Here is a 21,762-nt window from a genome sequence, read left to right on the forward strand (position 1 = left end):
TAAGCATATTTTGTCATAGCTATATTATTACTATAGCTATATTATTACTATAGCCATATTATTACTATAGCCATATTATTACTAGTATTACCCTAACATGACCTCATGAAGTGTCTCATATATAGGACCCTGTGGCGTCAGAGTACTTTTCTTTAGACATATCCTGTCAACTACCATCTTGCCAACTTCGACACCATCAAGCTCATCAAGTAATCCCAGAAACTCATCCATCTGCCCTGCAGGCATAAATTTCACCCTTGCAAGAGTGGCATGTGTGGTGAACTTCTTCTTATCCTTCTTGAACCTGAACTTTGAAAGCTTTGATTCCACCTCATCATGGAGAAGCTCAAAGTTCCCCTCTGCACCCAACCAAACAACCCTTGGAGCTTTAGGCTTTGGGAAAACCCCAATACCACCGACAAGGGCATCAAAAGGTTTGCATTCAATGGACTCCAGAGCTTCTGCAACCTCCGGGATCATTGATTCCTTTACCTCACCAATGAACTTCATGGTAATATGTACAAGATCAGGGTCGACCAATTTCAACTTAAGCCCGGAAAAACGTGTTTGTATGACCCGGACCTCATCACGGAACTCCTCTGGCAGATCAACTGCAACAAATATTCTGGCCATATAAATAAAATAGACGATATGCCTGTTAAATAGTGCCGTTGAACACAGGTGGAAATGTTTTATAGATAATATATATAATCGATAATTGCCATAATTAATAATACAGAATATCTGAGGGAATGGATGGATACTATCAACACACCAAACATACTGGCAGGACATGCAGTTCAGATCGCTAAAGAACTGGGAGCTCCAGCCATAATAGTATCCGGAGATATTGATCTTGAGAATATTGAAACAGACATCCCCATTTATTATGTTACCCGACGCCAGAAAAGCATAATTGATAACCTGATCTCGGACACCACTGATGAAAGCGAAAAACTGAAAAAGATCATTGAACCCATTAACAGGGAAACTTCCGGAAATGTCCGTTATATCGAAGAGGCGGCGGCTATCGAACATATAATCGGCGAACTAAAGGAAGGTACTATCGTCGGAGTTATCCAGACAAAGGAATCCAGCGCAATAGTCATCCACGAGATATCACAAAGCCCCCTTATCAGAACACTTCAGGAATGTGAAGAAAGAATAGAACCCGAGGTCATGCGTGCAGCACTCACCATAGCATTTGATATTGCTGCAAGCGGAAGAGAAGGACACAAAATAGGAACCGCTTTTATCCTGGGCGATACTGAAGAGGTCATGCAGCGTTCCCATCAAATGATACTAAACCCTTATGCAGGCCATAAGGACGAACATCGGAACATACTGGACAGGATGAACTGGGAATCGGTCAAGGAATTTGCCCTTCTTGACGGCATTTTTGTGATATCAGAGGAAGGTATAGTCAATGCTGCAGGCAGATATCTCGATGTTGATGCAAAGGACATCGGTATTGAAAAGGGCCTTGGAGGAAGACATGTATCAGCAGCCGCTATCACAAGGGACACTTTTGCAATAGCTGTGACAATATCCGAATCCGGAGGAACTGTCAGGGTATATATGGATGGAAAGGAGCTGCTTTGCCTTGATTACATCGAAAGACCTGCATTACGCGACAAATCACAGTATTGAGGACCTACCTTGATCGCATCTTAAATCTTAAATCTCAACAAGGCTGCTATACCACCGAGAGAGTGTAATTTCTGCCCGGGCTCGAACTCTGTACTGAATACAACCATAGAACCCTGCGCATGCTCTACTTCCTGTATCATAGCATCAATATTACCCTCTTCCCGCTCCAGGCGAAGCAATTCATCGGCCACCAGAAGTTTTTCGACAGCACCATAATCTATTGCTGTTTTCACCTCATCCATACCATATGCGACCTTGCCACCAAGAGCCATTTCCTTCAGGAACTCATCCATAAGTGAAGATTCCCTGGCGATCCTGGACTCTTCCATGATCCTGTCAACAGCACCTCTTCTGAGCACTTCCTGAAAACCGGACATGCCTATGGAAGATGTATCCTCAACAAGGATACCTGCTGCCAGCTCGGAATTGTTTGAAGAGATGTACTTCATAAGATCATCCTTGGTAAACCCCGGGCCTGCAACAACAACCGACTCGGTTCCGCACATGGCATGATTTAACTGCTCCAGGATGGTGCTGAAGAAAACCTCACGAAGCGTTCCTTCGCCTTTCCCGGATGACTGCCTGATATGGGAATAAACCTCGATGCCATAGTGACGCACAAAACCAATATCTGCATCCCCTTCTTCAATGGTGACGATAATGACCTTGGGTCTTTTGGATGTAGCTTCCGCTTCGTTCACACGCTCGACCTGATCTTTTTTCCAGTGCTTAATAATAGAGAGGGCAGTTCCCTCCTCAAGATTGAGAGTATGGTGATAACCGGCATCCATCCCATGCTCAATAAGACCGTGGACCCTGAGACGATTGGAGAACTTATGGAACTCAAGGTCATCTACCCGAATACCAAGCCTCACGTTCTTTTTCTCGACCTTCTCCGGCCTGAGCTTATCACTGGAAGCCTCAGCTTTCCTTTTAGTAAGAGCAAATACAAGGTCGCCTTTCTCGATGATGTATTTCAAATGCCACAGATCATCCAGCGTCTCCGGAGTAAGGGCTATCTCACCTTCCTTATTTCCCCTCAGGTCTCTTTTTGTTACTCTCATGATAATACCCAGCAATTTAGACAGTCATATACCCATACTCATCAAAAGTTCACTTTTTGATATCAGATTCCCCTGGCGGAAGCATCCTTGCAATGCTATCAGGAGACGCCACCTGTTTGACAAAGGAAGGGTCCTTTAGTTCATCCACATAAATGCGATAGACCTTCTTTGCAATATCGTTCTGGTTGAACTTACCTGGAAGTAGCTCGACCACATATTTACCGGAGCGTGCGATAGCCGACACCGGTCCTCCTATGACACGGGTTTCCGCACCAAGTTCCAAACCAACAGCAACACCCACAGGAACATCCTTGTAGTAATTGCGTTCACCACGGATAACGAAGGAACCTTTCTTCAGGTATTCACCGGATTCCGGGGTCTTGGAGACCTGTTCAGGTTTTATCCAGTAACAATCACCGCTGAACTGGCCTGCTTTCCAGATACTGGAATAGGAAACCACGAACCTTGCAGCTTCCTCAAGGGTCGTTTCCGGAACATCCTTACCCTCGGTCTTGATAATTGTGATAGGAGCGCCGGGCACCTGTGTATGGAACACGATGTCTCGCTTTTCCATATATTTTTTCACAAGCTCCTCATTGGTATCGGCATCCCTTCCACCAACAACAAGGAAACCATCGGATGAGAAGAACCACCTGAACCGGTCGTACCAGTGCTTCTTGAAGAAAGCCTTCCTTCTTTTGGATACTTTCTTCTCCCTTTTCTGCATCGCGACCTTTGTATCCTCGATCGCACGCAAAGCACCATCACGTTTTTTGCTTAACTTTTTAGCTTTATCATAATAGATCTGAGCATTTTGTGGAACGGTCTTACGAATGTTGATACTCGCATTGACACCGTCAAGATCAACCACGACAAATCCTTCCGCTGAATCGATACTTACGATAGAACGTGCTGCAGGCAGGTCATCTTTTGCCTTTTTGAGTATGGAACGGATCTCTGCCCATGAATAACCTTTATCTCTTGCATTCTCCAGAACCGCAAGCACCTGCTCGATGTTCTGATAGTGCTCATAGATCTTTTCTGCAATGGTGGTGTATTTTTCGGAGTCCTTCTCGAACTTTTTGATAGCTTCCTGCTGTTTGCGAAGCCTTCTTTCAAATACATCGACCTTTTCCTTCTTTTTAGCAACTACTTCCTCGATAACTTCCTCAGATGCTTTTTTGCCGAAGAATTCATCAAGGGCCTGATTGAAGGAGGGGAAATACTCCTTCTCCGCTTCAGAATACTGATCAAGCTCCAGAGGGACGACATCAATTGCCCCTAGTTCGCCTTTAATTTCCTTTTTGACTATACATGGTTTCAGCTTATGTTCCACAATTGGTGAGAACACGGCCTTTACAGATTCACAAAGTGCCTTTATATCATCTAGTGTGGCATCCTTTGCTGCTGTTTTCTTATCAACGCCTGCTCTCAGACAGACCTCTTCTGCAAGAACACCGCCGAGATTGTAACTGGTTGCTATGGTCCTGACAACATCCGCAGTTGAAGCTGCAAACAGATCTGCCATCCCGGCCTCTTCAACATCAAGCGGACTTAGCTGTGCTTCAGGATATTCATATATCTCACCACTGCGAACCCTGCGCCCCCTGAAGGTCACGGGATTCATTGGTAGAATGATCTTACGATCACTGTCAAGAAGAACTATATTACCTCTTGAGAACAGTTCACATACAAGTATTGTCTCAATACCACCACGGATCACACCGATCTCAATGATCCTGTCAAAGTCATACTGATTAACAGAAGTTATCCTGCCACCTGTTATATGCTTCCTCAATAACATCGGGAATGCATGGGGTAGTTTTGGGCTTGGACGCAAATACTTGCTCATGTGCGCTCTCTTGCCTGCCTGTATCACCAGATTGTCACGTCCTTTTCCGAATATGAAAAGATTAATCCTGATCTCACCCGGAACTGGCTGGTACACCTTGGCGATCTTTGCATCGATGAGAGAGCCTTCAACATCGACGTTACCAAGTTCGGATACAAGAGCAGCAACATCTGCACTCGTCATCTCCTGCTTCATAGATGCTTATAGAGTTCGACCGGACTTAAGGTTTATCCATATTGACAGCACCTGACAACAACAGGTTGAAGTAATAAAGAAATAGGATTAACACATCAATTGGTTGGAGTCTTAAGCAGACAATATTATCAGGAAACAAGCAATGAACTTTAAGACAAAGTATTTCCTCAAGTCGAAATTCCAGGAATACTACAAGACAGCGCAGATACATATCCCATCCAGACTGGAAGCTCGCGAATGGGGATTCATCTCTTTTGACGAGATGCCGGAAACCGTGATGAGAAGACATAAGTCATTTGGATCACGCGGAGAGGTTGAGGAATACCTTGCAGGCATGGCACCTGCACATGCATACCATTCTGTTGCATACTATACGTACCCCAGTGCACCTACCATGAAAGAGAAGCAATGGCAGGAAGCAGACCTCATCTTTGACCTTGATGCGGACCACATACCCGGTGCACCCAACTCATATTCAGAAATGCTTGATCACGTCAAAAAGGAGACATTAAAGCTATATGACCTTCTGATAAATGATTTCGGATTCAATGAAGATGATATCAGGGCGGTATTTTCGGGCGGAAGAGGTTACCATTTCCACATAAGTGACCCGCGTGTTCGCTCCCTTGGAAGCGCAGAAAGAAGGGAGATCGTGGATTATATCAGTGGAAGGGGACTCAATATTGAGAAGATATTCTACAAGAAAGCGGTCAGCGGTGATGCAGGCAGTGAAAATGCCAGGATGAACATGCTTTCCCCGGAAAGCGAGGGAGGCTGGGGAGGAAGGATCAACAGATATCTTGTATCCTACCTCACCGATCTTGCGAGTAAGGAAGATGCAGAAGAGCTCTTCAGCGGTTTCAAGGGTATCGGCAAAAAGACCGCACAAAAGATGATAGATATATTAAGGGATGAAGCACAGGTCGAGTTGCTACGCAGAGGGAACATGGAAGCCCTTTCAAAAGTCAATAAGGATATTATACAGACCCTCGCATTGCAAGCAGTGAATGACATGTCTGCAAGTGTGGATGAACCTGTGACCGGTGACATAAAAAGATTGATACGCCTGGGCGGTTCCCTTCATGGAAAATCAGGAATGCGTGTTACGACACTGTCTATATCAGAGCTTGAGAAGTTCGAACCATTGACCGATGCTGTCGTGTTCTCGGACAAGCCGGTAAAATTAAAAGTGATAAGACCTTTTGCAGTACAAATGAAGGGTAATGACCTCTACATAGAGGAAGGTACACAGGAATTACCTGAATACGCAGCCGTGTATCTTATGTGCAGAGGTGCAGCAGAATATGGATCGTAATGAGCTCAAAAGCATACTCCGGGAAGAGAACAGTTCGGCTTTAAGGTCGTTGCCGAACGGGTTCTACCGTCTTGTGGATGATTATATCCATGAGCTTGAGGAAGAGATCCGAAAGATCAACAATCCACGCTCTGCTGAATCGAAGATACTGGAGGATGAGCTCCAGAGTGCCATCAATGATGTGGAGACCATATTCATCCGCAGGGTTCGAAAGGTCACTTCAAGGGCCACTTCCAATGCGTTCTCAAGCAGCTCACCAAGACAGGACCTTGACAAGCTTCTTCCTGCAGAACAGGCAGTCTATGAAGCAACGCTTTCGGCAATACAGGTAGCAAGGAACGGATTGCTCGAACCGATACTTGATCCTTCCTCTTCAATGCCCCCTGCAGAGGAGCGGGAAGCTACAGAACAGGAAGTATCCTCACAAGAAGTCACAGGTGAACCAGCTGCCATGGGAACAGCACAAGAAGCATCAGCATCAGCAATTGACACCGGTAACGATGTCAGGGACAAGACAGAGATAGCCAAAAGGAATATAAATGAAGAATACTTTGTTGTCCGAATATTGAAAGACCTACCGACATTCAATGCCGTAGATAAGCGAAATTATACTACTCATGCAGAAGATGTCGTTGTTTTACCCGCAATGAACGCAAATGTTCTGGTAAAACGAGGTGCTGCTCATCTTATCACAAAATAAAACATTCAACTTGATAAAAGGTGTAAATAATGAAAATTCCAAAGAGGTTCAGAACATATTGCCCATCCTGCAAAAAACATACTGAACACATTGCAGAGAGAGTAAAGAAAGGCAAGGCATCAGCTATGACACACATTGCCAGACAAAAGAAGAGGCAATCAGGCATCGGAAACAGTGGTAAATTCTCAAAGGTTCCTGGAGGAGACAAACCAACCAAGAGAGTACAGCTCAAATACCGCTGCGCCGAGTGCAACAAGTCACACCAGAGGCCATGCTTCAGAGCAAAGAAATTCGAGTTTAAGGAATGATAACAATGACACAACCAAAAAGCAGATTCTTACGCGTAAAATGCAACGACTGCTCCAACGAGCAGGTTATCTTCGGCAGTGCAAGCCGCAAGGTCACATGCCTCGTATGCGGAAGAACACTCGCAGAATCCACCGGCGGAAAGTCAACAATTACAACACATATCCTGGAAGTCCTTGAATAAAGTGGTGTAGAATGGATAATAATAACTGGCCAGAAAGCGGCGACTTTGTAGTTTGTACTGTAAAGAACGTAGTCGACTTTGGGGCCTATACCACCCTTGAGGAATACGGGGGTAAAGAAGGGTTTATCCATATCTCCGAGATCAAGGCCGGATGGGTCAAGTATGTCCGTGATTACGTAAGGGAAGGTCAGAAGATCGTCTGCAAAGTGCTGGACGTAGACCCTAACCGACGTCATATCGACCTTTCCTTAAAGGATGTCAACGAACACCAGAAACGTGCGAAGATCCAGGACTGGAAGAACGAACAGAAAGCCGAGAAGTGGCTCCAGTTCGTTGCTGAGGACACCAAGACAAGCGCGGAAAAGATGGGCGAAATAAGGTCCATTTTCATGGAAGAGTTCGGAAGCTGCTACACTGGCTTTGAAGAAGCTGCCATCAACGGCAAAGAAGCTTTTGAAGGCATGGCCATCAGCAAGAAGCTGGCCGCAAAGATAGCAGACATCGCTCAGGAAAATATTAAACTTCCATTCGTAGACATCGCAGGATACGTGGACCTTACCTCCTATAGCCCTGACGGGATCGATATTATCAAGAAATCCCTCAAATCAGCTACCAAGATCAAGAAAGATGATGATGTCAGGATAGACGTCACATATACAGGCGCACCAAGATACCGAATAAAGGTTATCGCACCTGATTACAAGACCGCGGAAGCTGTTTTGAAGAAAGCTGCTGAGAAAGCTATTGACTATATCGAAAAGAAGGAAGGAAAAGGAATTTTCCACCGACATATCGAATCAACAAAGGCGTGATGTTCCATTGGGAAACAAGATCCGAAGATGTACTCAATGCAATGTTTACACATTGAAAGAGAACTGTCCGGAGTGTGGAGAACCTTCCGGGAATCCACTCCCGGCACGATTTTCCCCGCTTGATCCCTATGGCAAATACCGCCGAATCTCCAAAAGGAGGGAAACGGAACATGCGTGAAACAACTGTGATCCGCCTTAAAGATGAGATCCAGCTAAACGACCCCATACTACTTGTTGGCCTTCCGGGAGTCGGGCATGTTGGAAAGCTTGTTGTCGATCACCTGATCGAGAAACTGGAAGCAGAAAAAATAGTTGAGATTTATTCCCCTCATTTTCCACCACAGGTAATGGTAAGCGAGGAAAGTACAGTCAAACTTGTCAATAACGAAGTGTACATTTGTAAGACTGACGAAAGGGACCTCGTACTTCTGGGTGGAGACCATCAAAGCACAACTACAGATGGTCATTATGAACTTGGAGGCATCTATATCGACCTTGCCGCCGAACTTGGCGTATCCAAGATATTCACTCTTGGAGGATACCCAACAGGCAAGCTGGAGCACACCGACGAGGTAATGGGTGCTGCCAATGATCTAGAGCTTATCGAGGAACTGAAGGAATTAGGCGTTACTTTCAAACCTAACGAACCCGGAGGAGGTATCGTAGGTGCATCAGGTCTTTTACTTGGACTCAGTAAGTTCAAGGACATGAAAGCTGCATGTTTGATGGGATTGACATCAGGATACCTGGTTGACCCGAAAAGTGCACAATCACTCCTGGCTATCTTAAGCAAGCTCCTGAACATAGAGGTCGAGGTAGATGAACTCGAAGAGCGTGCAAAGGACATGGAGAAGATCGTTGCTAACCTCATGGAAGCAAAGCAACAGCAACAGGGCGTATTGAGAGATACGGCTATTGAAGAAGACCTAAGATACATCGGCTAAGGTGGGAACATGCAGATCAATGCTGATCTCCACCTCCATTCTAAATATTCCATGGCTTGCTCCAATAAGATGGAGCTGCCAACCATTGCCGTAGAGGCTAAGAAAAAAGGCATCGACCTTGTGGCAACAGGCGACTGTATCCACCCGAAATGGCTCGATGACATTAAAACAGCAGCTATGGATGATGAGACAATTCTCATCAATGGTACTTATTTTATTCCAACTACAGAGATCGAGGACAAGAACCGCGTCCACCATCTCCTTATCCTGCCATCCATCTCAAAAGCCGAAGAGCTGGCAGAGACCATGTCAAAATATGCCGACCTTGCAGTCGATGGCAGACCCACGGTAAAACTCGACGGCAGTGAGATAGCACAGATTGCAAAGGACATCGGTGCAATGATCGGACCCTGCCACGCATTCACCCCATGGACAGCCCTGTATGCATACCACGATTCCCTCGAAAGCTGCTACGGTGACCTCACAGACTACATATCCTTTGTGGAGCTGGGCTTAAGCGCTGATACCGATTACGCAGACCGCATCAGCGAGCTCCACAGGCTGACCTTCCTGAGCAACTCGGATGCACATTCCCCCTGGTCCAACAAGCTCGCACGCGAGTTCACCAGATTCGAGGTACCATCCATCGATTTTGAAGGACTGGAAAAGGCAATCCTCCGCAAGGAAGGCTACAAGGCCACCCTGAACGTAGGATTCTTCCCGGAAGAGGGAAAGTACAACGAATCCGCATGCATCAAGTGCTTCACCCACTACAACCTTGAGGAAGCTATTCAGAATAACTGGCGATGCCCCCAGTGCAGGGGACAGGTCAAGAAAGGCGTATCTGACAGGATCAACGAACTTGCGGATCTGGAAAAACCGGTACACCCGGACCATCGCCCTGACTACCTCCACCTGGCACCCCTTGCAGAGGTCATCATGATGGCACTGGGACATGCCAGCATCACCACCAAAGGTGTAAGAACAGCATGGGAATCACTCGTGGAAAAGTTCGACAACGAAGTTACAGTCCTCCTCGATACCGACCCCGACCAGCTCGAGATCGTGGACCGGAGGATAGTGGATGCCATACTTGCATTCCGCAACGGCGAGGTAATCATCCACCCCGGAGGTGGAGGTCAGTACGGATGGATAGAGCTACCGGACTCAGAACACAAGCCAAAGGAAACGCCCAAAAGTAGCAAGAACCAGAGTTCCCTTTTCGACTTCTGATACACTTTTTCGACACATATATAACCCATAAACGCTTTCAGAAACAACAATGCCGGGGTGGCAGAGCGGACTAATCCAACGGTGAATTAACAGCCGCGGAGTCTATACGCGGCAGGCTCGAGACCTGTTTCTCCTAACGGAGTGCTTGGGTTCAAATCCCAACCCCGGCGTCTTATTTTAATGTACTTTTTTTGAGAGGACAAACTTCCACTGAGATTCAATCAAGCTTCCCATAATGGTTCTTCCACTTGTCAGCCCTTTTGAGGAACTCCTCATAGCCCTCTTTCCGGATGAACTCGATGGATTGCCTGCATTTCCCGCGGGAATAGCCCTTCGTGTACCATTCCTGAACGATCTCACAGGACTCCCATTCCGAGCAATCGGCACATGTCTCATACTTCTTATCCCTGAAACAGCACAGCTTGATCTTGCACTTCGCCCTGTTGATGTCACGTCCCCCATCTTCATAGCCCAGCTTACATCCGTGGCAGTTCTTGTTCTTTAATTCGCGACAGGTCCTGCAATAAGCTCCACAGCAACCGATCTCAATTTTAGACATTGACCTTAACTTCCCAGATCCCGAATTAATATCACAAATCATTAAGAAACACGATTATTAATAGATAACCAACCACGATCCAGCCAAATTCCTTATATCCACAAAAGCTATTCCCGCATGAAAACGAGGGAAAAAGCGTGAAAGGATGGATCTTATACAAACATTCCGAATTGGAATTAAAACCTGAAACATACGAGATCAATCGTCTTCTTGAAGTTGCTGAAAAGAACAATATTGAAATGAAGGTGTTAACACCGGAACAGTTCGAACTCATTGTCACAAGAGATGATCGCAAAGGCGTTCTTTTAGACGGGGAAACGGTCTCATTGCCTGATTTCATTCTTCCCCGAATGGGAGCAGAAACATCATATTTTGCACTGGCTATCATAAGACATCTGGAAAGACTTGGAGTACATACCTTCAATTCATCCAACAGTATTGAAACAGTAAAGGACAAGCTATACTCCCAGCAGATACTTGCAGAGGCGGATATCGCATTCCCAAAGACCATGCTTGCAAAGCATCCCATTGATGTGAACCTTGTTGAAGAACAATTTGGATTCCCGTTAATTGTAAAAACACTTTCAGGGTCAATGGGAAGTGGCGTATTCCTTTCCGAGAACAAGTCCAACTTCATAGACCTGATGGAGCTCATACGTTCAACAAGGAGCAACGTTAATTTCATCATTCAGGAATTTGTCAAATCCAGTATGGGACGTGATCTTCGTGTGATCATCATTGGAGGACGTGCCGTTGCCTGTATGGAAAGAGTCGCCCAGAAAGGAGATTTCAAAGCTAACTTCTCAAGAGGAGGAATGGTCAGATCCTTTGAGATGACACCGGAAATTGAATGGTTAGCTACCGAAACTGCAAAGGTCTTTGGTCTTGAGATCTCAGGGATAGACCTTCTCTTTGACGGAGAACACTTCAAGGTCTGTGAAGCGAACTCATCACCAGGCTTCGAAGGAGTGGAAAGCTGCTGTGATAAGGACATAGCACAGGAAATGTACGACTTTATCAGGGTAAGGCTCGGAATGTTCCCGGAAGAAGAATAAGAACTCAAAAGAAAGAAGAAGAGGCTCTGAAAAAGAATGAGGTTTCCTTAAAACCTCACCCCATCACGTTGTCCATAGTGAACTCAAAGGTATCCGTCACACCGTTCACATCCACCGTATAGACACCTGCTTCAAGACCATACACGTCCAGAGGGATGTTCACCTCAAAGGGTACAAGTGCCTGTGTGCACATGGCATCTGCCGGCCTCTTGGTCTTCAGGGCCACATTAAAGGTGTTCCCATCCCTTGTGACCTCGATGTTTTCTTCATCGATTACAGTGCATCCGTCAGGAAGGTATCCTGTTGCACCCACACTAACCTGCAGCGGGAATGACTCCATCATGAAGATCTCGATGTCATCGACCATTGCATCACGAATGATGTATTCGGTGTCATCAACGTCGGTGATTGGATCATCCCCATCAGCGTCATCCTCGCTGTCATGTTCACCTGAAGCAAGGACAGTTACGATCATGCTGAATGTATCCTCATCGCCGGTTGTATTTTCCCAGGGCCTCTTGTAGATCGCAGAGATCTCGTAGGTTCCTTCGGTTTCTGCCTGAAGCTTCCATTCATGGATGCCACCTGCTCCCACCAGACCTTCATCTTCCGGAGCAATAAAATCGTCTCCGATCAGTTTCAGACCTTCAGGGACCGTGAGGTTCCAGGAATAACCTGTTGTCGGGTTTTCTTTAAGTTTCAGCACAATGAGATCATTTTGTTCCATTGTGACCTCACTTGCATTTGCATCCTCAGTTAACACTGTCCCCGATTCAACGACCTCTACATCATCAGTAAGATCAATATTTCCATTTTCTGTGCAGCCCATTGAAAAAGCAGCCATTGTAACTGCCACGATGGTTATCAGGACCAGAATGCCCATACCTATATATTTTGACATGATAATTTATCTCCTGTATCTATGCAAATGAATAACTCGTAGCTATATATCCATTACTTAAGCTACGAATTGACCCGAAGTCATCCAATAACGATTATACAGTAAGGAGAATACAAAACCTCATTTATGGAGGCGCTTCTGGACAGCTTCACTGGTAAGCTCTTTTAGTGCATCAGTCCCTATCCATCTGGCACTGGCAAGATTCGAACCGGTAAGTCTTTGTGACACTTCAATAGCTTTTTTGTTCAGCTCGATATTACGTTTGCCGATCTGCCTTAAAGCCCAGTTAACTGCCTTCTTCACAAAGTTCCGGGCATCCTTAGATTCCCTTTCAATTATCGGTAAGAAATCCTCGAAAACGGAATCATTCGCCTTTTTGTCCGCCACAGCCATCCTTGCCATGAGGACAAAACCCGAGCGTTTCACGAACTCCTCTTTCCGGGAGCTCCACTCGATGGCTTTCCTGTAAGAGTGAGGGGTTTTCTGGAAGAGGTTCATACAGCACTGGTCGCATAGCTCCCAGTAGTCAAAGTCACTGACCCAACCCTCCATCTGTTTTTCCGTAACCTGCTTAGGATCATCCACCATGGAAGCGAGGATCATGGTCTCCCTGTACCCCTTATCCCATAGCATGAGAGCCAGTTTGTGATCCTTACCGGTCTCTTTTGCAAGATGTCTGAGCTCCGGAATTGATACACCATAGCACTTTTCAGGCGTGATCCAGAAATGTGCCATGCCCCCTATGGCCTCGGGATCGCTCATACCTTCCAGTTTGGATATGATATCATCAAAGATCTCTTCTGTTGTACCCACACGAACATTCCCCATGTTTTCAAATATTCATATAGTACATTGCAGGTATGCTTCTTAAATATTATTAGAGGATACTTTTTTATTAAGTAAAAAGGGGAAAATATGAAAGGCGAAATAAGTAAACTGGTTACATTCATCCTGATAATACTGTTCGCAACAACAGCCCTTGCATCAGAGAACGCCGGGAATGATGCGAATACGATCGTCAACATAGATGAGATATACAGCACCATTGATTCCTGTGACATCACACTTTCATCTTCTTCAACAGTAGAAGACCTCACCCTTGAAGTACAGCTTATGCGTGAAGGCAGTATCATCGACAGTGCCACCATCTCCATAGATAGTATCAACATGAATTCCAGGGTCATAAAGATCATCCAGTGGGATACAAAGACAGCAGAGGATGGTGCCTATGATATACATGCGCAGGTCCTTAACGATGAGAAGGAGCTCATTTCCACAGAATATGAGTTCGTTCACGGCAGGCAGGTGATTCCCGAGGTGGTGATCGAAGGCACCATTGCCAATTCTGAAGGCGTGACAGCGGTCATCAGGCCTGTTGACGCAACTCTTGTAGATATAGAGTACATGCTCGTGGACGGTTTTGATGTCATCTACCTTGCAAAGGACGAAAAAGTATCCGTACATACGACCCCCCTTACGGTCCATAAGAGATGGAACACCCTTCTTTTGAACAATAAGGAATACACCGGACTTGTAAAGGTCAGGCCATCCAGTGAAAAGACCGCCATTGTGGTAACAGACATTTTCACTTCAATGGATGATGCAAAGATCACCGATGTGTACAAGGATGAGATCGGTGCAAGTGCTACCATTGAAGGAAGTTCACAGGTGCCCTTTGACGGGTATGTGCAATTCACAGCCTATGATGAGAACGGGGAGAATGTTGTCGAATCCGCCATCATGCGATCACCCATACTCCTCACAGAAGATGACGAGACCGTAGAAGCCATCTGGGATAGCAGGCTCACGGAAGGCAAATACAAACTTGTTATCGAGATCATAGGCAATGACGGGAACGGGCTCGACATCCGGGAAACCATTATCGATGTGGAAGAAAGTGCAACAATATCGAACAATGTTCCTGAAGAAGCAGAAGATGACAGCAGCATACCATCATTCCTGATCACACAGGCTGCATTTGTTCTTGCCACTGTGGTATTTGTGCTCCGCAGAAGAAACGCATGATGGAAAGTGATCCCAATGCCATATGAGCTGTTCATTGCCCTCAGACATCTCAAAAGCAGGCGTCGTCAGTCACTCATATCCATAAGTGCCATTGGGATCGCGGTCACAATACTCGTGATCTCGAACGCTTTTATGGCAGGATTCACAGAAGAGATCTATGATGTGACCGTCGAGAACCTCCCACATGTGGTAGTTACCCCTGCTGAGGAAGAGGAATACATCCATTTTTACAATAGCATCATCCCCCGTATAGAAGGGATCGAGGGGGTGGTGGGAACCTCGCCCGCCCTGGATGGGGAAGCTACCCTTCAATACAAGGAGCAGACACTCAACGTCTTAATGAGAGGAATAGAACCCGAAAAGGAAGATTCTGTATCCCACATCTCAGAGGACATGATAGAAGGGGACCTCTACAAGCTTATCCACTCCAAGAATACAATTGTGATCGGTGACAGCCTTGCAGAGGAACTTGATGTGAAGATAGGCGATAAACTGTCCGTAAACTTCCCCACAGCAAACCCGGCATCCTATGAGATAGTAGGAATCTTTGACACAGGAACACCTGCAGACGATATCCTTACATACACATCCCTGAAGACCGCACAGGCATTCTATGATAGCGGCGATGCCATCAATGTTATCAACATCCGCCTTGCAGACTACAACGAAGACAAGAAGGTCGCAAAAGAGATCGAAGCTCTCGGTTACGAAGCATCTGGCTGGACAGAGACAAATCCGGAGATCCTCCAGACCATCACCATTGAAACAACATCCAACAACATAATACTCGCACTCATACTCCTGATAGCATCGTTCGGAGTGGTCAGCACACTGAACATGGTGGTAATGGAAAAGGTAAAAGAGATAGGCGTTCTGATGGCCATGGGAGCACCTGCTTCCGTCATACGCAGGATCTTCATTTTGGAAAGCGGAATCCTGGGGTTGATCGGTGCTGTCACAGGCTGCCTGCTTGGAACTGCCATTGCCCTGGCGATAGGAAGTTATCCGGTCCCTGCTGAATTTTATGGTATTGAGAAGATACCGGTGATCATCAACATTTCAGACATAATTATAACTGTTGTAGTCGTTTTTTTCCTCAACCTGATCGCAGGCGTTTACCCTGCCCAGCGCGCAGCCGGGCTGGATCCATTAGAGGCAATTTCAACACATTGAAAATAAATAGATTTGTTTCAGTGGTAACGCCGTTACGCCATTATAATATAGTAGATGTGATAGTTTAAATCGATCCAAAGAAGCTTTCCTGCCGTTAAGTGTATATACAATTAGGAAATAGTCCAAATTGTGTAATGAGCGGGACCCTAATTTCTTTTCAAGTACCCCCACTCCCCAACCCGCTCATGTCACTTTACATCAGTATTTTGCTTAATGAACTGTTTTTTGTAGATGTTGACGAAGAGATTGTAATACATTATTGTATATTAGACAAAGGTATAATTTGCCGTAAAGTGTATATACAATTACGAGGTAGTATTCGTTGTGTAATGAGCGGGGCCCTAATTTCTTTTCAAGTACCCCCACTCCCCAACCCGCTCATGCCACATTTCATCAGCATCTCATTTAATGAACTGTTTTTTAGACATGTCAATGACAATACAGTAATGCTGTATTGTATATTGCACAATCGTATAATTATTAGATATTATTAAAAATATCAATCATGTGTTTTGCAAGATCTTTGCTTATATCCACAGAGCTCATCAGAGTATCCGTAAAGAAGACATCAATCCCCATGTCCATCACAGGATCTCCTGCAGACCCATCCCTTACATCAAGGATCATTGCATCAAGGAGTCCATTGTAGCACTCTGCAACCCCAACTGAAGAAACATCGAAGCCACAGGCACTCATCAATTTTCCTGCAGGCCCGCTTATTGGCTCCCTTCCTATGATAGGACTTACTGCAACCACTTTCTTCCCTTTGAGGATGTCACGCATACCAGGCAAGTTAATGATCGGACCAATACTTGTGATGGGATTGCTGGGACCTATCAGGACATTATCCTCCTTTTCAAGAGCTTCAATTACACCCGGAGATATGGATGCATCATCGATGCCATCCTGTGAAACCTCTAAGACCTCAGGCCCACCATGTTGTTTTACCCAGAAATCCTGAAAATGTATCCTTCCGGATGGCGTTGTTATCATTGTGGACACAGGATCATCCGACATTGGCAATATATGAGATCTGATCCCGAATAAAGAAGCCATTTTCTGCATAGCTTCTGTAAGAGAAAGGCCCTGCCTTAACATTTCAGACCGCATTATGTGCGTGGCCCTGTCAAGATCGCCTATCATCATCCCCTCGTCATGACCGGCAAGCTTCATTGCATCATGAGTACTGAACGTATCATCCCTGACACCCCACCATTTCCCCTTGTCGATCCTATCAGAGAGTAAATAGAGCACAGTATCAATATCAGGAGTTATCAGATTTCCGGAGACCCACAGGTCTTCAGCTGTGTTCACGACCACAGTGATATCCTCCTCAGGAAGGACATTTCTTAAACCATCGATCAATTTGGGAGTTCCCGTTCCGCCGGACAATACGATCATAAAACAACCTCTGTTTCCATCAAATAACGGAACATCATTATACCATGAAGACTATTTAAACCATATGAAAGTCATTCGGGATCCGGTACATGGGTACATAGAACTGGACCAACTTGTATTGTCATTGATAGATACACCCCAAATGCAGCGTTTAAGAAGAATTCAGCAGTTGGGCCTGTCAAATCTTGTATATCCCGGAGCAAACCATACTCGTTTTGAACATTCCCTTGGAGTAATGCACCTTGCAACTACCCTGACATCACAGCTAAACTCTATCGAGAAAGATGAAAAGGATGAGATCCGTGCAGCTGCACTTCTCCATGACGTCGGCCACGGACCGCTCTCACATGTTACAGAGAGTATCATAAAACAGTATACACGCCAGAGACATGAAGATGTGAAACCTATCCTCAAAAAAGGCGAGATCGCAGAGATACTGAACGAACACGGACTTGATCCTGTGACCATTGCAGATCACATAAAGGGCGAAACATCACTGGGAAAGATAGTTAATAGCGAGATCGATGTGGACCGTATGGACTATCTGGTGAGAGATGCACATTATACAGGTGTTGCGTTCGGACTTGTGGACCATGCACGCCTGATACATGAGATGCAGTTCTACGAGGATAATCTGGTTGTCGGCCTGGGAGGTCTGAAAGCCGCAGAATCACTTCTTGTTTCACGTTTCCTTATGCACCCCTCGGTCTATTACCACCACGTATCCAGGATAGCCGAAACGATGTTTACAAGGGCGGTCCAGGACCTTATCAACAAGAAGACGCTCGACCCGTTCAAACTGCGCCAGATGGAAGATGCAAGGTTGTTCGAGATGATCAGGGCAGACGATGGGTATGCAGGCGAGCTTGGAAAACGACTCGATGAAAGAAGGCTTTACAAACGTGCCCTTCATGTTGGCATTGAGGTTGTTGGTGAGAACGTCCTGCGTTACAGGGGAAAGGTAGACCGGGTAGAAAATGAGATCGCAGATATGGTTGGCATCGACAGCAGCGAGATCCTGATCGACATCCCAAAGCGACCGGAGATCGCTGAAATGAAGGCATTGATCAAGGTCGACGGGAAGATGCTGAGGCTTGATGAAGCCTCCAATATCGTGGCCACCATAGAGAATGCCCACCAAGATAACTGGAGAATGGGCGTGTACACTATTAAGGAACACAGAGAATCTGTCAGGAAGGCTGCACAGGAATTCTTTGACACAAAGAAAGGAACAAAGCAGTTCAGACTTACAGACCTATGAGGTGATACTTTGCAGGAAATGAGAACACAGACAAGCAGAGGAGAACTTTTACTTGAACACCGACTCATCGGCGAAGACCTTGTGATAACACTTACAGGTGGCAGAGGACACATTGGAGCTGTAGCCGTGGGCTACTATGACAGAATACCCGGACATGCATCCTCATCGGTAATAACCCTGCCATCCCACAGGGATGACGCCATAGCTCTTGATGCTGCAAGGCGTATAAGTTCGGCCACACATAGCACAACAGTTGTTACCGTAGGAATAAATTTTGAGAATATTACACTTGAAGAGATCGAAGAAGTGCTGTCCGCTTCGAACGAACTGATCAATGAATTCATAGGATCAATGAAGGAGAAACAATAATGGAGAGGGAGACGGAGAGGAAGAAGGAGATAGTTATCGGGATAAGCGGAGCCTCCGGTGCACAGTATGGCGTCCGGTTGCTTGAGATCCTGGCAGATATGAATATAGATACCCACCTGATACTCACAAAGGCTGCAGAGAAGATCATCGAAGTAGAGACCGACCTGACAGTGGAAGGCATAAAAGAATTGGCAACATCGGTCCATGATGAGAATGACTTCACCGCACCTATAGCAAGCGGATCCCACCCCTTTGTAGGTATGATAGTGGCACCCTGCAGCATGAAAACACTCGCATCAGTGGCAAACGGGACCTCCGATAACCTCATTGCACGTACAGCTGATGTGTGCCTTAAGGAAAGGAGAAAGCTCATTCTGATGGCCAGGGAAACCCCACTCAGCGGCATCCATATTGAGAATATGCTAAAAGCACATAATGCCGGAGCGATCCTGCTTCCCGCCTGCCCTGCATATTACAACCGGCCGGAATCAATCGATGACCTTATCAATTTCATGGCAGGAAGAGCACTCGACCTTATAGGTGTCGACAATAATGCCTACAAGCGCTGGCAGTGAAATGCCAGAGATACCGCCGCATCAGGAATATTGAGCGAACATTATGGCCATTAAACTGGCAAAATGAAGATCATTCATGCAAAATTACCGCAAATTAAGCAATAATTCATCAAAAAAGCATTCCCGAATGGTTAAATATATATACTACGACTTCTATTTAGAGGAACGTGCCTCCAAAGGCACTGCATGCGAGGTCTTTTGCATGCAATGAACACGATGGGATAGTAGGGTAGCCTGGTCGATCCTCGAGCGTTTGGGACGCTTGGACTGCGGTTCAAATCCGCGCTATCCCACCAAAATTCAACTTTTTTAATTAACTTATCATTGACAACTTGCTATTGACATTTACAATATACTACTGAAAAGTAATTTTCGACGTATTTGGATTAGTTTTATTTAATATGCAGTAGTCAGAAATTCTCATGGTTATGGCAAAAATAAAGTTATTTGCAAATCTCAGGGAATCAGCAGGAGAGTCTGAAATGAAGATGCAAGGAGAGAACATACAGGAGATCCTTGACGGTCTGCTCACAAGATACCCACAGCTTCAGGAACTGATATTCAATGATGTCGAAGGGAAAAGAGAACTTCGAAGTTACATCAACATACTCATAAATGGGAACAATATCCTGCACCTTGAAGGACTGGATACCATTGTCAATGATGACGACGAGATCGCAATATTCCCACCTGTATCGGGTGGCTGATCTTCTTAAGACGCATCCCGCATTGAACTTCAATTTCATAAATGACATTCCCGGAAAGAACACAGGACCTGGCAAGTATAGCATTCGGAGGATTTTTAGGTGCTATATCCAGATATGCAGTTTCATCCAGCACCATTTCACCCAATGGAACACTGATTGTGAATGTGGTTGGAAGCCTTCTTCTGGGAATGATGATGTATGATTATGATTACCTTTGCCACATCAGTCAGAGGACACGACTGACATTTGGAACAGGGTTTATGGGAGCCTTTACGACCTTTTCTACTTTCGCCGTTGAAACCTACGATCTTGGAGGAAACTCTGCGATATTTAATATCGGAATCAATCTCGCACTGACCCTTTTGGCAGTTTTCCTCGGAAGAGGCATTATTATCTACCTGTTCAGGAGGAAAGGAAGTGCCCATGGGAATTGAAGCAGTACTGCTGGTGGGTCTTGGAGGTTCCATAGGAGCCTGCCTAAGGTATCTTGTTTCGGGGACAGTACCGGTTATGAAAGGACTTCCCACAGGAACCCTCCTTGTAAATGTTATCGGAAGCACCATACTATCCACGCTGACATTTCTCTCAGTACCATACGCCAGCTTTCACCTTATCAACATAGGCATCCTCGGCTCCTTCACGACGTTCTCAACCTTTGCATATGAAAGCTTCAAGCTGTTAGAAGAGGGTCGCACAGAGCTATTTGTATCCAATATAACACTTAACCTGTTGCTTTGTCTTTCAGGCGTTTACATCGGGCAGCACATAGCAAGTTTAATCTAATTTGAAAAATAGAGATTAACATATGACATCAGCTATTCTCAGGATATACCTTAATGAGAACGATTACTGCGATGGAAAACCTGCACATGAGAAGATACTTGAGTTTATGAGAGATTCAAATATCTCCGGTGCAACCGTTCTTCATGGCATCGAAGGATATGGAGTTCATAGCAAGATACATACAACAAGCATTCTGAGACTCGGCACAGACCTGCCAATTGTTGTAGAAGCAGTCGATTCCGAAGAAAAGATAAGAAAGATTCTCCCTGAACTTTGCAGGATGATCCCAAAAGAACTTATCACCTTGCAAAAAGTTGAGATCATTTCAGGAGAGAATGTCTGAAGAAACTCTGAACTTTAACGGTAAAGTACTACTGAATGCCCCCTTACATCAATGATCGTTGATCTTGTAGCATCTGCAAGCTTTTCAGCAATGCCATCGATCCCATCCTCTTCTTCGTAAGAAGCACTCTTTAAGACCTTAACTTTGACAAGATGCCGATCTTTAATGACCTTTTTCAGTTCAGTTATCAGCTGGTCAGAAACCCCGCCTTTGCCCACATTTAGAATAGGCTTTATGTGGGTTGCTTCAGACCTTAGTTTGTACAGCTTTTCTTTATCCATATGAACCTACACAAAATTTATGCCAATTATACCTTACGGCAGTATTTGCATATGATAATGCAAAATAACCATTT

The 21,762-nt window shown here is 45.4% G+C and carries 27 protein-coding genes and 2 tRNA genes; 21 read left to right on the forward strand and 8 right to left on the reverse strand.

Going from position 1 to position 21,762, the window contains the following annotated elements; all coding sequences use genetic code 11:
- Positions 1 to 87 precede the first annotated feature (87 nt).
- Positions 88 to 633, reverse strand: coding sequence for an RNA 2',3'-cyclic phosphodiesterase (gene thpR / locus LI82_RS10150; protein WP_048195488.1), 546 nt, complete (start codon positions 631 to 633; stop codon positions 88 to 90).
- 123 nt (positions 634 to 756) lie between these two features.
- Here thpR and LI82_RS10155 point away from each other — a divergent pair, with 123 nt between their 5' ends.
- Positions 757 to 1,650 carry a DNA integrity scanning protein DisA nucleotide-binding domain protein gene (locus LI82_RS10155; RefSeq protein ID WP_048195490.1) on the forward strand — a complete coding sequence of 298 codons (894 nt, stop codon included), beginning with the start codon at positions 757 to 759 and terminating at the stop codon, positions 1,648 to 1,650.
- A 20-nt stretch (positions 1,651 to 1,670) separates the two neighbouring features.
- On the opposite strand, the gene LI82_RS10160 is transcribed toward LI82_RS10155, so the two are convergent.
- Together LI82_RS10160 and rqcH are read right to left on the reverse strand one after the other, a co-directional pair.
- The gene (locus LI82_RS10160) at positions 1,671 to 2,714 is read right to left on the reverse strand and encodes an mRNA surveillance protein pelota (RefSeq protein ID WP_048195492.1); all 1,044 of its coding nucleotides are present in this window, start codon (positions 2,712 to 2,714) and stop codon (positions 1,671 to 1,673) included.
- A 49-nt stretch (positions 2,715 to 2,763) separates the two neighbouring features.
- Positions 2,764 to 4,761, reverse strand: a complete 1,998-nt coding sequence (gene rqcH / locus LI82_RS10165) for a ribosome rescue protein RqcH (protein ID WP_048195494.1) — start codon at positions 4,759 to 4,761, stop codon at positions 2,764 to 2,766.
- Positions 4,762 to 4,903: 142 nt separating this feature from the next.
- Here rqcH and priS point away from each other — a divergent pair, with 142 nt between their 5' ends.
- From priS to LI82_RS12965, 9 genes are all read left to right on the forward strand, one after another.
- Positions 4,904 to 6,076, forward strand: coding sequence for a DNA primase catalytic subunit PriS (gene priS, locus LI82_RS10170; protein ID WP_048195496.1), 1,173 nt, complete (start codon positions 4,904 to 4,906; stop codon positions 6,074 to 6,076).
- Complete coding sequence (locus LI82_RS10175) at positions 6,066 to 6,776, forward strand: hypothetical protein (protein WP_048195498.1); 711 nt, start codon at positions 6,066 to 6,068, stop codon at positions 6,774 to 6,776. Before priS ends, LI82_RS10175 begins: the two co-directional genes overlap by 11 nt.
- A gap of 29 nt (positions 6,777 to 6,805) precedes the next feature.
- Positions 6,806 to 7,084: a 50S ribosomal protein L44e gene (locus LI82_RS10180; RefSeq protein ID WP_048195501.1), complete on the forward strand. Its 279-nt coding sequence runs from the start codon at positions 6,806 to 6,808 to the stop codon at positions 7,082 to 7,084.
- On the forward strand, positions 7,081 to 7,266 hold the full coding sequence (locus LI82_RS10185) for a 30S ribosomal protein S27e (protein ID WP_048195503.1): 186 nt from the start codon (positions 7,081 to 7,083) through the stop codon (positions 7,264 to 7,266). Before LI82_RS10180 ends, LI82_RS10185 begins: the two co-directional genes overlap by 4 nt.
- A gap of 11 nt (positions 7,267 to 7,277) precedes the next feature.
- Positions 7,278 to 8,078 (forward strand): translation initiation factor IF-2 subunit alpha, encoded by an 801-nt coding sequence (locus LI82_RS10190; RefSeq protein ID WP_048195505.1) that lies wholly within the window; start codon positions 7,278 to 7,280, stop codon positions 8,076 to 8,078.
- A gap of 7 nt (positions 8,079 to 8,085) precedes the next feature.
- Positions 8,086 to 8,256, forward strand: coding sequence for an RNA-protein complex protein Nop10 (locus LI82_RS12825; RefSeq protein WP_081955818.1), 171 nt, complete (start codon positions 8,086 to 8,088; stop codon positions 8,254 to 8,256).
- Positions 8,249 to 9,022, forward strand: a complete 774-nt coding sequence (locus tag LI82_RS10195) for a proteasome assembly chaperone family protein (RefSeq protein ID WP_048195507.1) — start codon at positions 8,249 to 8,251, stop codon at positions 9,020 to 9,022. Before LI82_RS12825 ends, LI82_RS10195 begins: the two co-directional genes overlap by 8 nt.
- A gap of 9 nt (positions 9,023 to 9,031) precedes the next feature.
- Entirely contained in the window at positions 9,032 to 10,255 is a 1,224-nt protein-coding gene (locus LI82_RS10200; RefSeq protein ID WP_048195509.1) for a TIGR00375 family protein, read from the forward strand.
- A 51-nt stretch (positions 10,256 to 10,306) separates the two neighbouring features.
- Positions 10,307 to 10,425 (forward strand) — tRNA-Ser (locus tag LI82_RS12965).
- A gap of 47 nt (positions 10,426 to 10,472) precedes the next feature.
- On the opposite strand, the gene LI82_RS12830 is transcribed toward LI82_RS12965, so the two are convergent.
- Positions 10,473 to 10,814 (reverse strand): hypothetical protein, encoded by a 342-nt coding sequence (locus LI82_RS12830; protein WP_081955819.1) that lies wholly within the window; start codon positions 10,812 to 10,814, stop codon positions 10,473 to 10,475.
- A 170-nt stretch (positions 10,815 to 10,984) separates the two neighbouring features.
- Here LI82_RS12830 and LI82_RS10210 point away from each other — a divergent pair, with 170 nt between their 5' ends.
- Positions 10,985 to 11,869, forward strand: coding sequence for an ATP-grasp domain-containing protein (locus tag LI82_RS10210; protein ID WP_236622728.1), 885 nt, complete (start codon positions 10,985 to 10,987; stop codon positions 11,867 to 11,869).
- 55 nt (positions 11,870 to 11,924) lie between these two features.
- On the opposite strand, the gene LI82_RS12590 is transcribed toward LI82_RS10210, so the two are convergent.
- Positions 11,925 to 12,770 carry a protease inhibitor I42 family protein gene (locus tag LI82_RS12590; protein WP_052402892.1) on the reverse strand — a complete coding sequence of 282 codons (846 nt, stop codon included), beginning with the start codon at positions 12,768 to 12,770 and terminating at the stop codon, positions 11,925 to 11,927.
- Positions 12,771 to 12,890: 120 nt separating this feature from the next.
- Entirely contained in the window at positions 12,891 to 13,583 is a 693-nt protein-coding gene (locus LI82_RS10225) for a DNA alkylation repair protein (protein ID WP_236622729.1), read from the reverse strand.
- A gap of 102 nt (positions 13,584 to 13,685) precedes the next feature.
- Between LI82_RS10225 and LI82_RS10230 the strand changes: the two genes are divergently transcribed.
- Together LI82_RS10230 and LI82_RS10235 are read left to right on the forward strand one after the other, a co-directional pair.
- Positions 13,686 to 14,795 carry a hypothetical protein gene (locus LI82_RS10230; RefSeq protein ID WP_052402894.1) on the forward strand — a complete coding sequence of 370 codons (1,110 nt, stop codon included), beginning with the start codon at positions 13,686 to 13,688 and terminating at the stop codon, positions 14,793 to 14,795.
- A 15-nt stretch (positions 14,796 to 14,810) separates the two neighbouring features.
- Entirely contained in the window at positions 14,811 to 15,968 is a 1,158-nt protein-coding gene (locus tag LI82_RS10235; protein ID WP_048195515.1) for an ABC transporter permease, read from the forward strand.
- A gap of 480 nt (positions 15,969 to 16,448) precedes the next feature.
- Here LI82_RS10235 and cofD read toward each other — a convergent pair whose 3' ends face one another.
- A complete protein-coding gene (gene cofD, locus LI82_RS10240; protein ID WP_048195517.1) occupies positions 16,449 to 17,369 on the reverse strand; it encodes a 2-phospho-L-lactate transferase in 921 nt (306 codons plus the stop codon).
- A gap of 64 nt (positions 17,370 to 17,433) precedes the next feature.
- Between cofD and LI82_RS10245 the strand changes: the two genes are divergently transcribed.
- From LI82_RS10245 to LI82_RS10280, 8 genes are all read left to right on the forward strand, one after another.
- The gene (locus LI82_RS10245) at positions 17,434 to 18,630 is read left to right on the forward strand and encodes an HD domain-containing protein (RefSeq protein WP_048195518.1); all 1,197 of its coding nucleotides are present in this window, start codon (positions 17,434 to 17,436) and stop codon (positions 18,628 to 18,630) included.
- A gap of 18 nt (positions 18,631 to 18,648) precedes the next feature.
- Positions 18,649 to 18,999 (forward strand): prenylated flavin chaperone LpdD, encoded by a 351-nt coding sequence (gene lpdD / locus LI82_RS10250; RefSeq protein WP_048196265.1) that lies wholly within the window; start codon positions 18,649 to 18,651, stop codon positions 18,997 to 18,999.
- On the forward strand, positions 18,999 to 19,574 hold the full coding sequence (locus tag LI82_RS10255; protein ID WP_048195519.1) for a UbiX family flavin prenyltransferase: 576 nt from the start codon (positions 18,999 to 19,001) through the stop codon (positions 19,572 to 19,574). The genes lpdD and LI82_RS10255 overlap by 1 nt, the downstream gene beginning before the upstream one ends.
- A gap of 218 nt (positions 19,575 to 19,792) precedes the next feature.
- A tRNA-Pro gene (locus tag LI82_RS10260) sits at positions 19,793 to 19,870 on the forward strand.
- A gap of 132 nt (positions 19,871 to 20,002) precedes the next feature.
- Positions 20,003 to 20,281 carry a ubiquitin-like small modifier protein 1 gene (locus tag LI82_RS10265; protein ID WP_330217380.1) on the forward strand — a complete coding sequence of 93 codons (279 nt, stop codon included), beginning with the start codon at positions 20,003 to 20,005 and terminating at the stop codon, positions 20,279 to 20,281.
- Between the two features lie 41 nt (positions 20,282 to 20,322).
- The gene (crcB, locus tag LI82_RS10270) at positions 20,323 to 20,715 is read left to right on the forward strand and encodes a fluoride efflux transporter CrcB (RefSeq protein ID WP_048195522.1); all 393 of its coding nucleotides are present in this window, start codon (positions 20,323 to 20,325) and stop codon (positions 20,713 to 20,715) included.
- Positions 20,705 to 21,064 (forward strand): fluoride efflux transporter CrcB, encoded by a 360-nt coding sequence (crcB, locus tag LI82_RS10275; protein ID WP_048195523.1) that lies wholly within the window; start codon positions 20,705 to 20,707, stop codon positions 21,062 to 21,064. The genes crcB (LI82_RS10270) and crcB (LI82_RS10275) overlap by 11 nt, the downstream gene beginning before the upstream one ends.
- 22 nt (positions 21,065 to 21,086) lie before the next feature.
- Positions 21,087 to 21,407 (forward strand): DUF190 domain-containing protein, encoded by a 321-nt coding sequence (locus tag LI82_RS10280; protein ID WP_048195524.1) that lies wholly within the window; start codon positions 21,087 to 21,089, stop codon positions 21,405 to 21,407.
- A 14-nt stretch (positions 21,408 to 21,421) separates the two neighbouring features.
- On the opposite strand, the gene LI82_RS10285 is transcribed toward LI82_RS10280, so the two are convergent.
- Positions 21,422 to 21,688 (reverse strand): YhbY family RNA-binding protein, encoded by a 267-nt coding sequence (locus LI82_RS10285; protein WP_048195526.1) that lies wholly within the window; start codon positions 21,686 to 21,688, stop codon positions 21,422 to 21,424.
- Positions 21,689 to 21,762: the final 74 nt, after the last annotated feature.

It is taken from the genome of Methanococcoides methylutens, from assembly GCF_000765475.1.
In the GTDB taxonomy this organism is placed as follows: Archaea; Halobacteriota; Methanosarcinia; order Methanosarcinales; family Methanosarcinaceae; genus Methanococcoides; species Methanococcoides methylutens.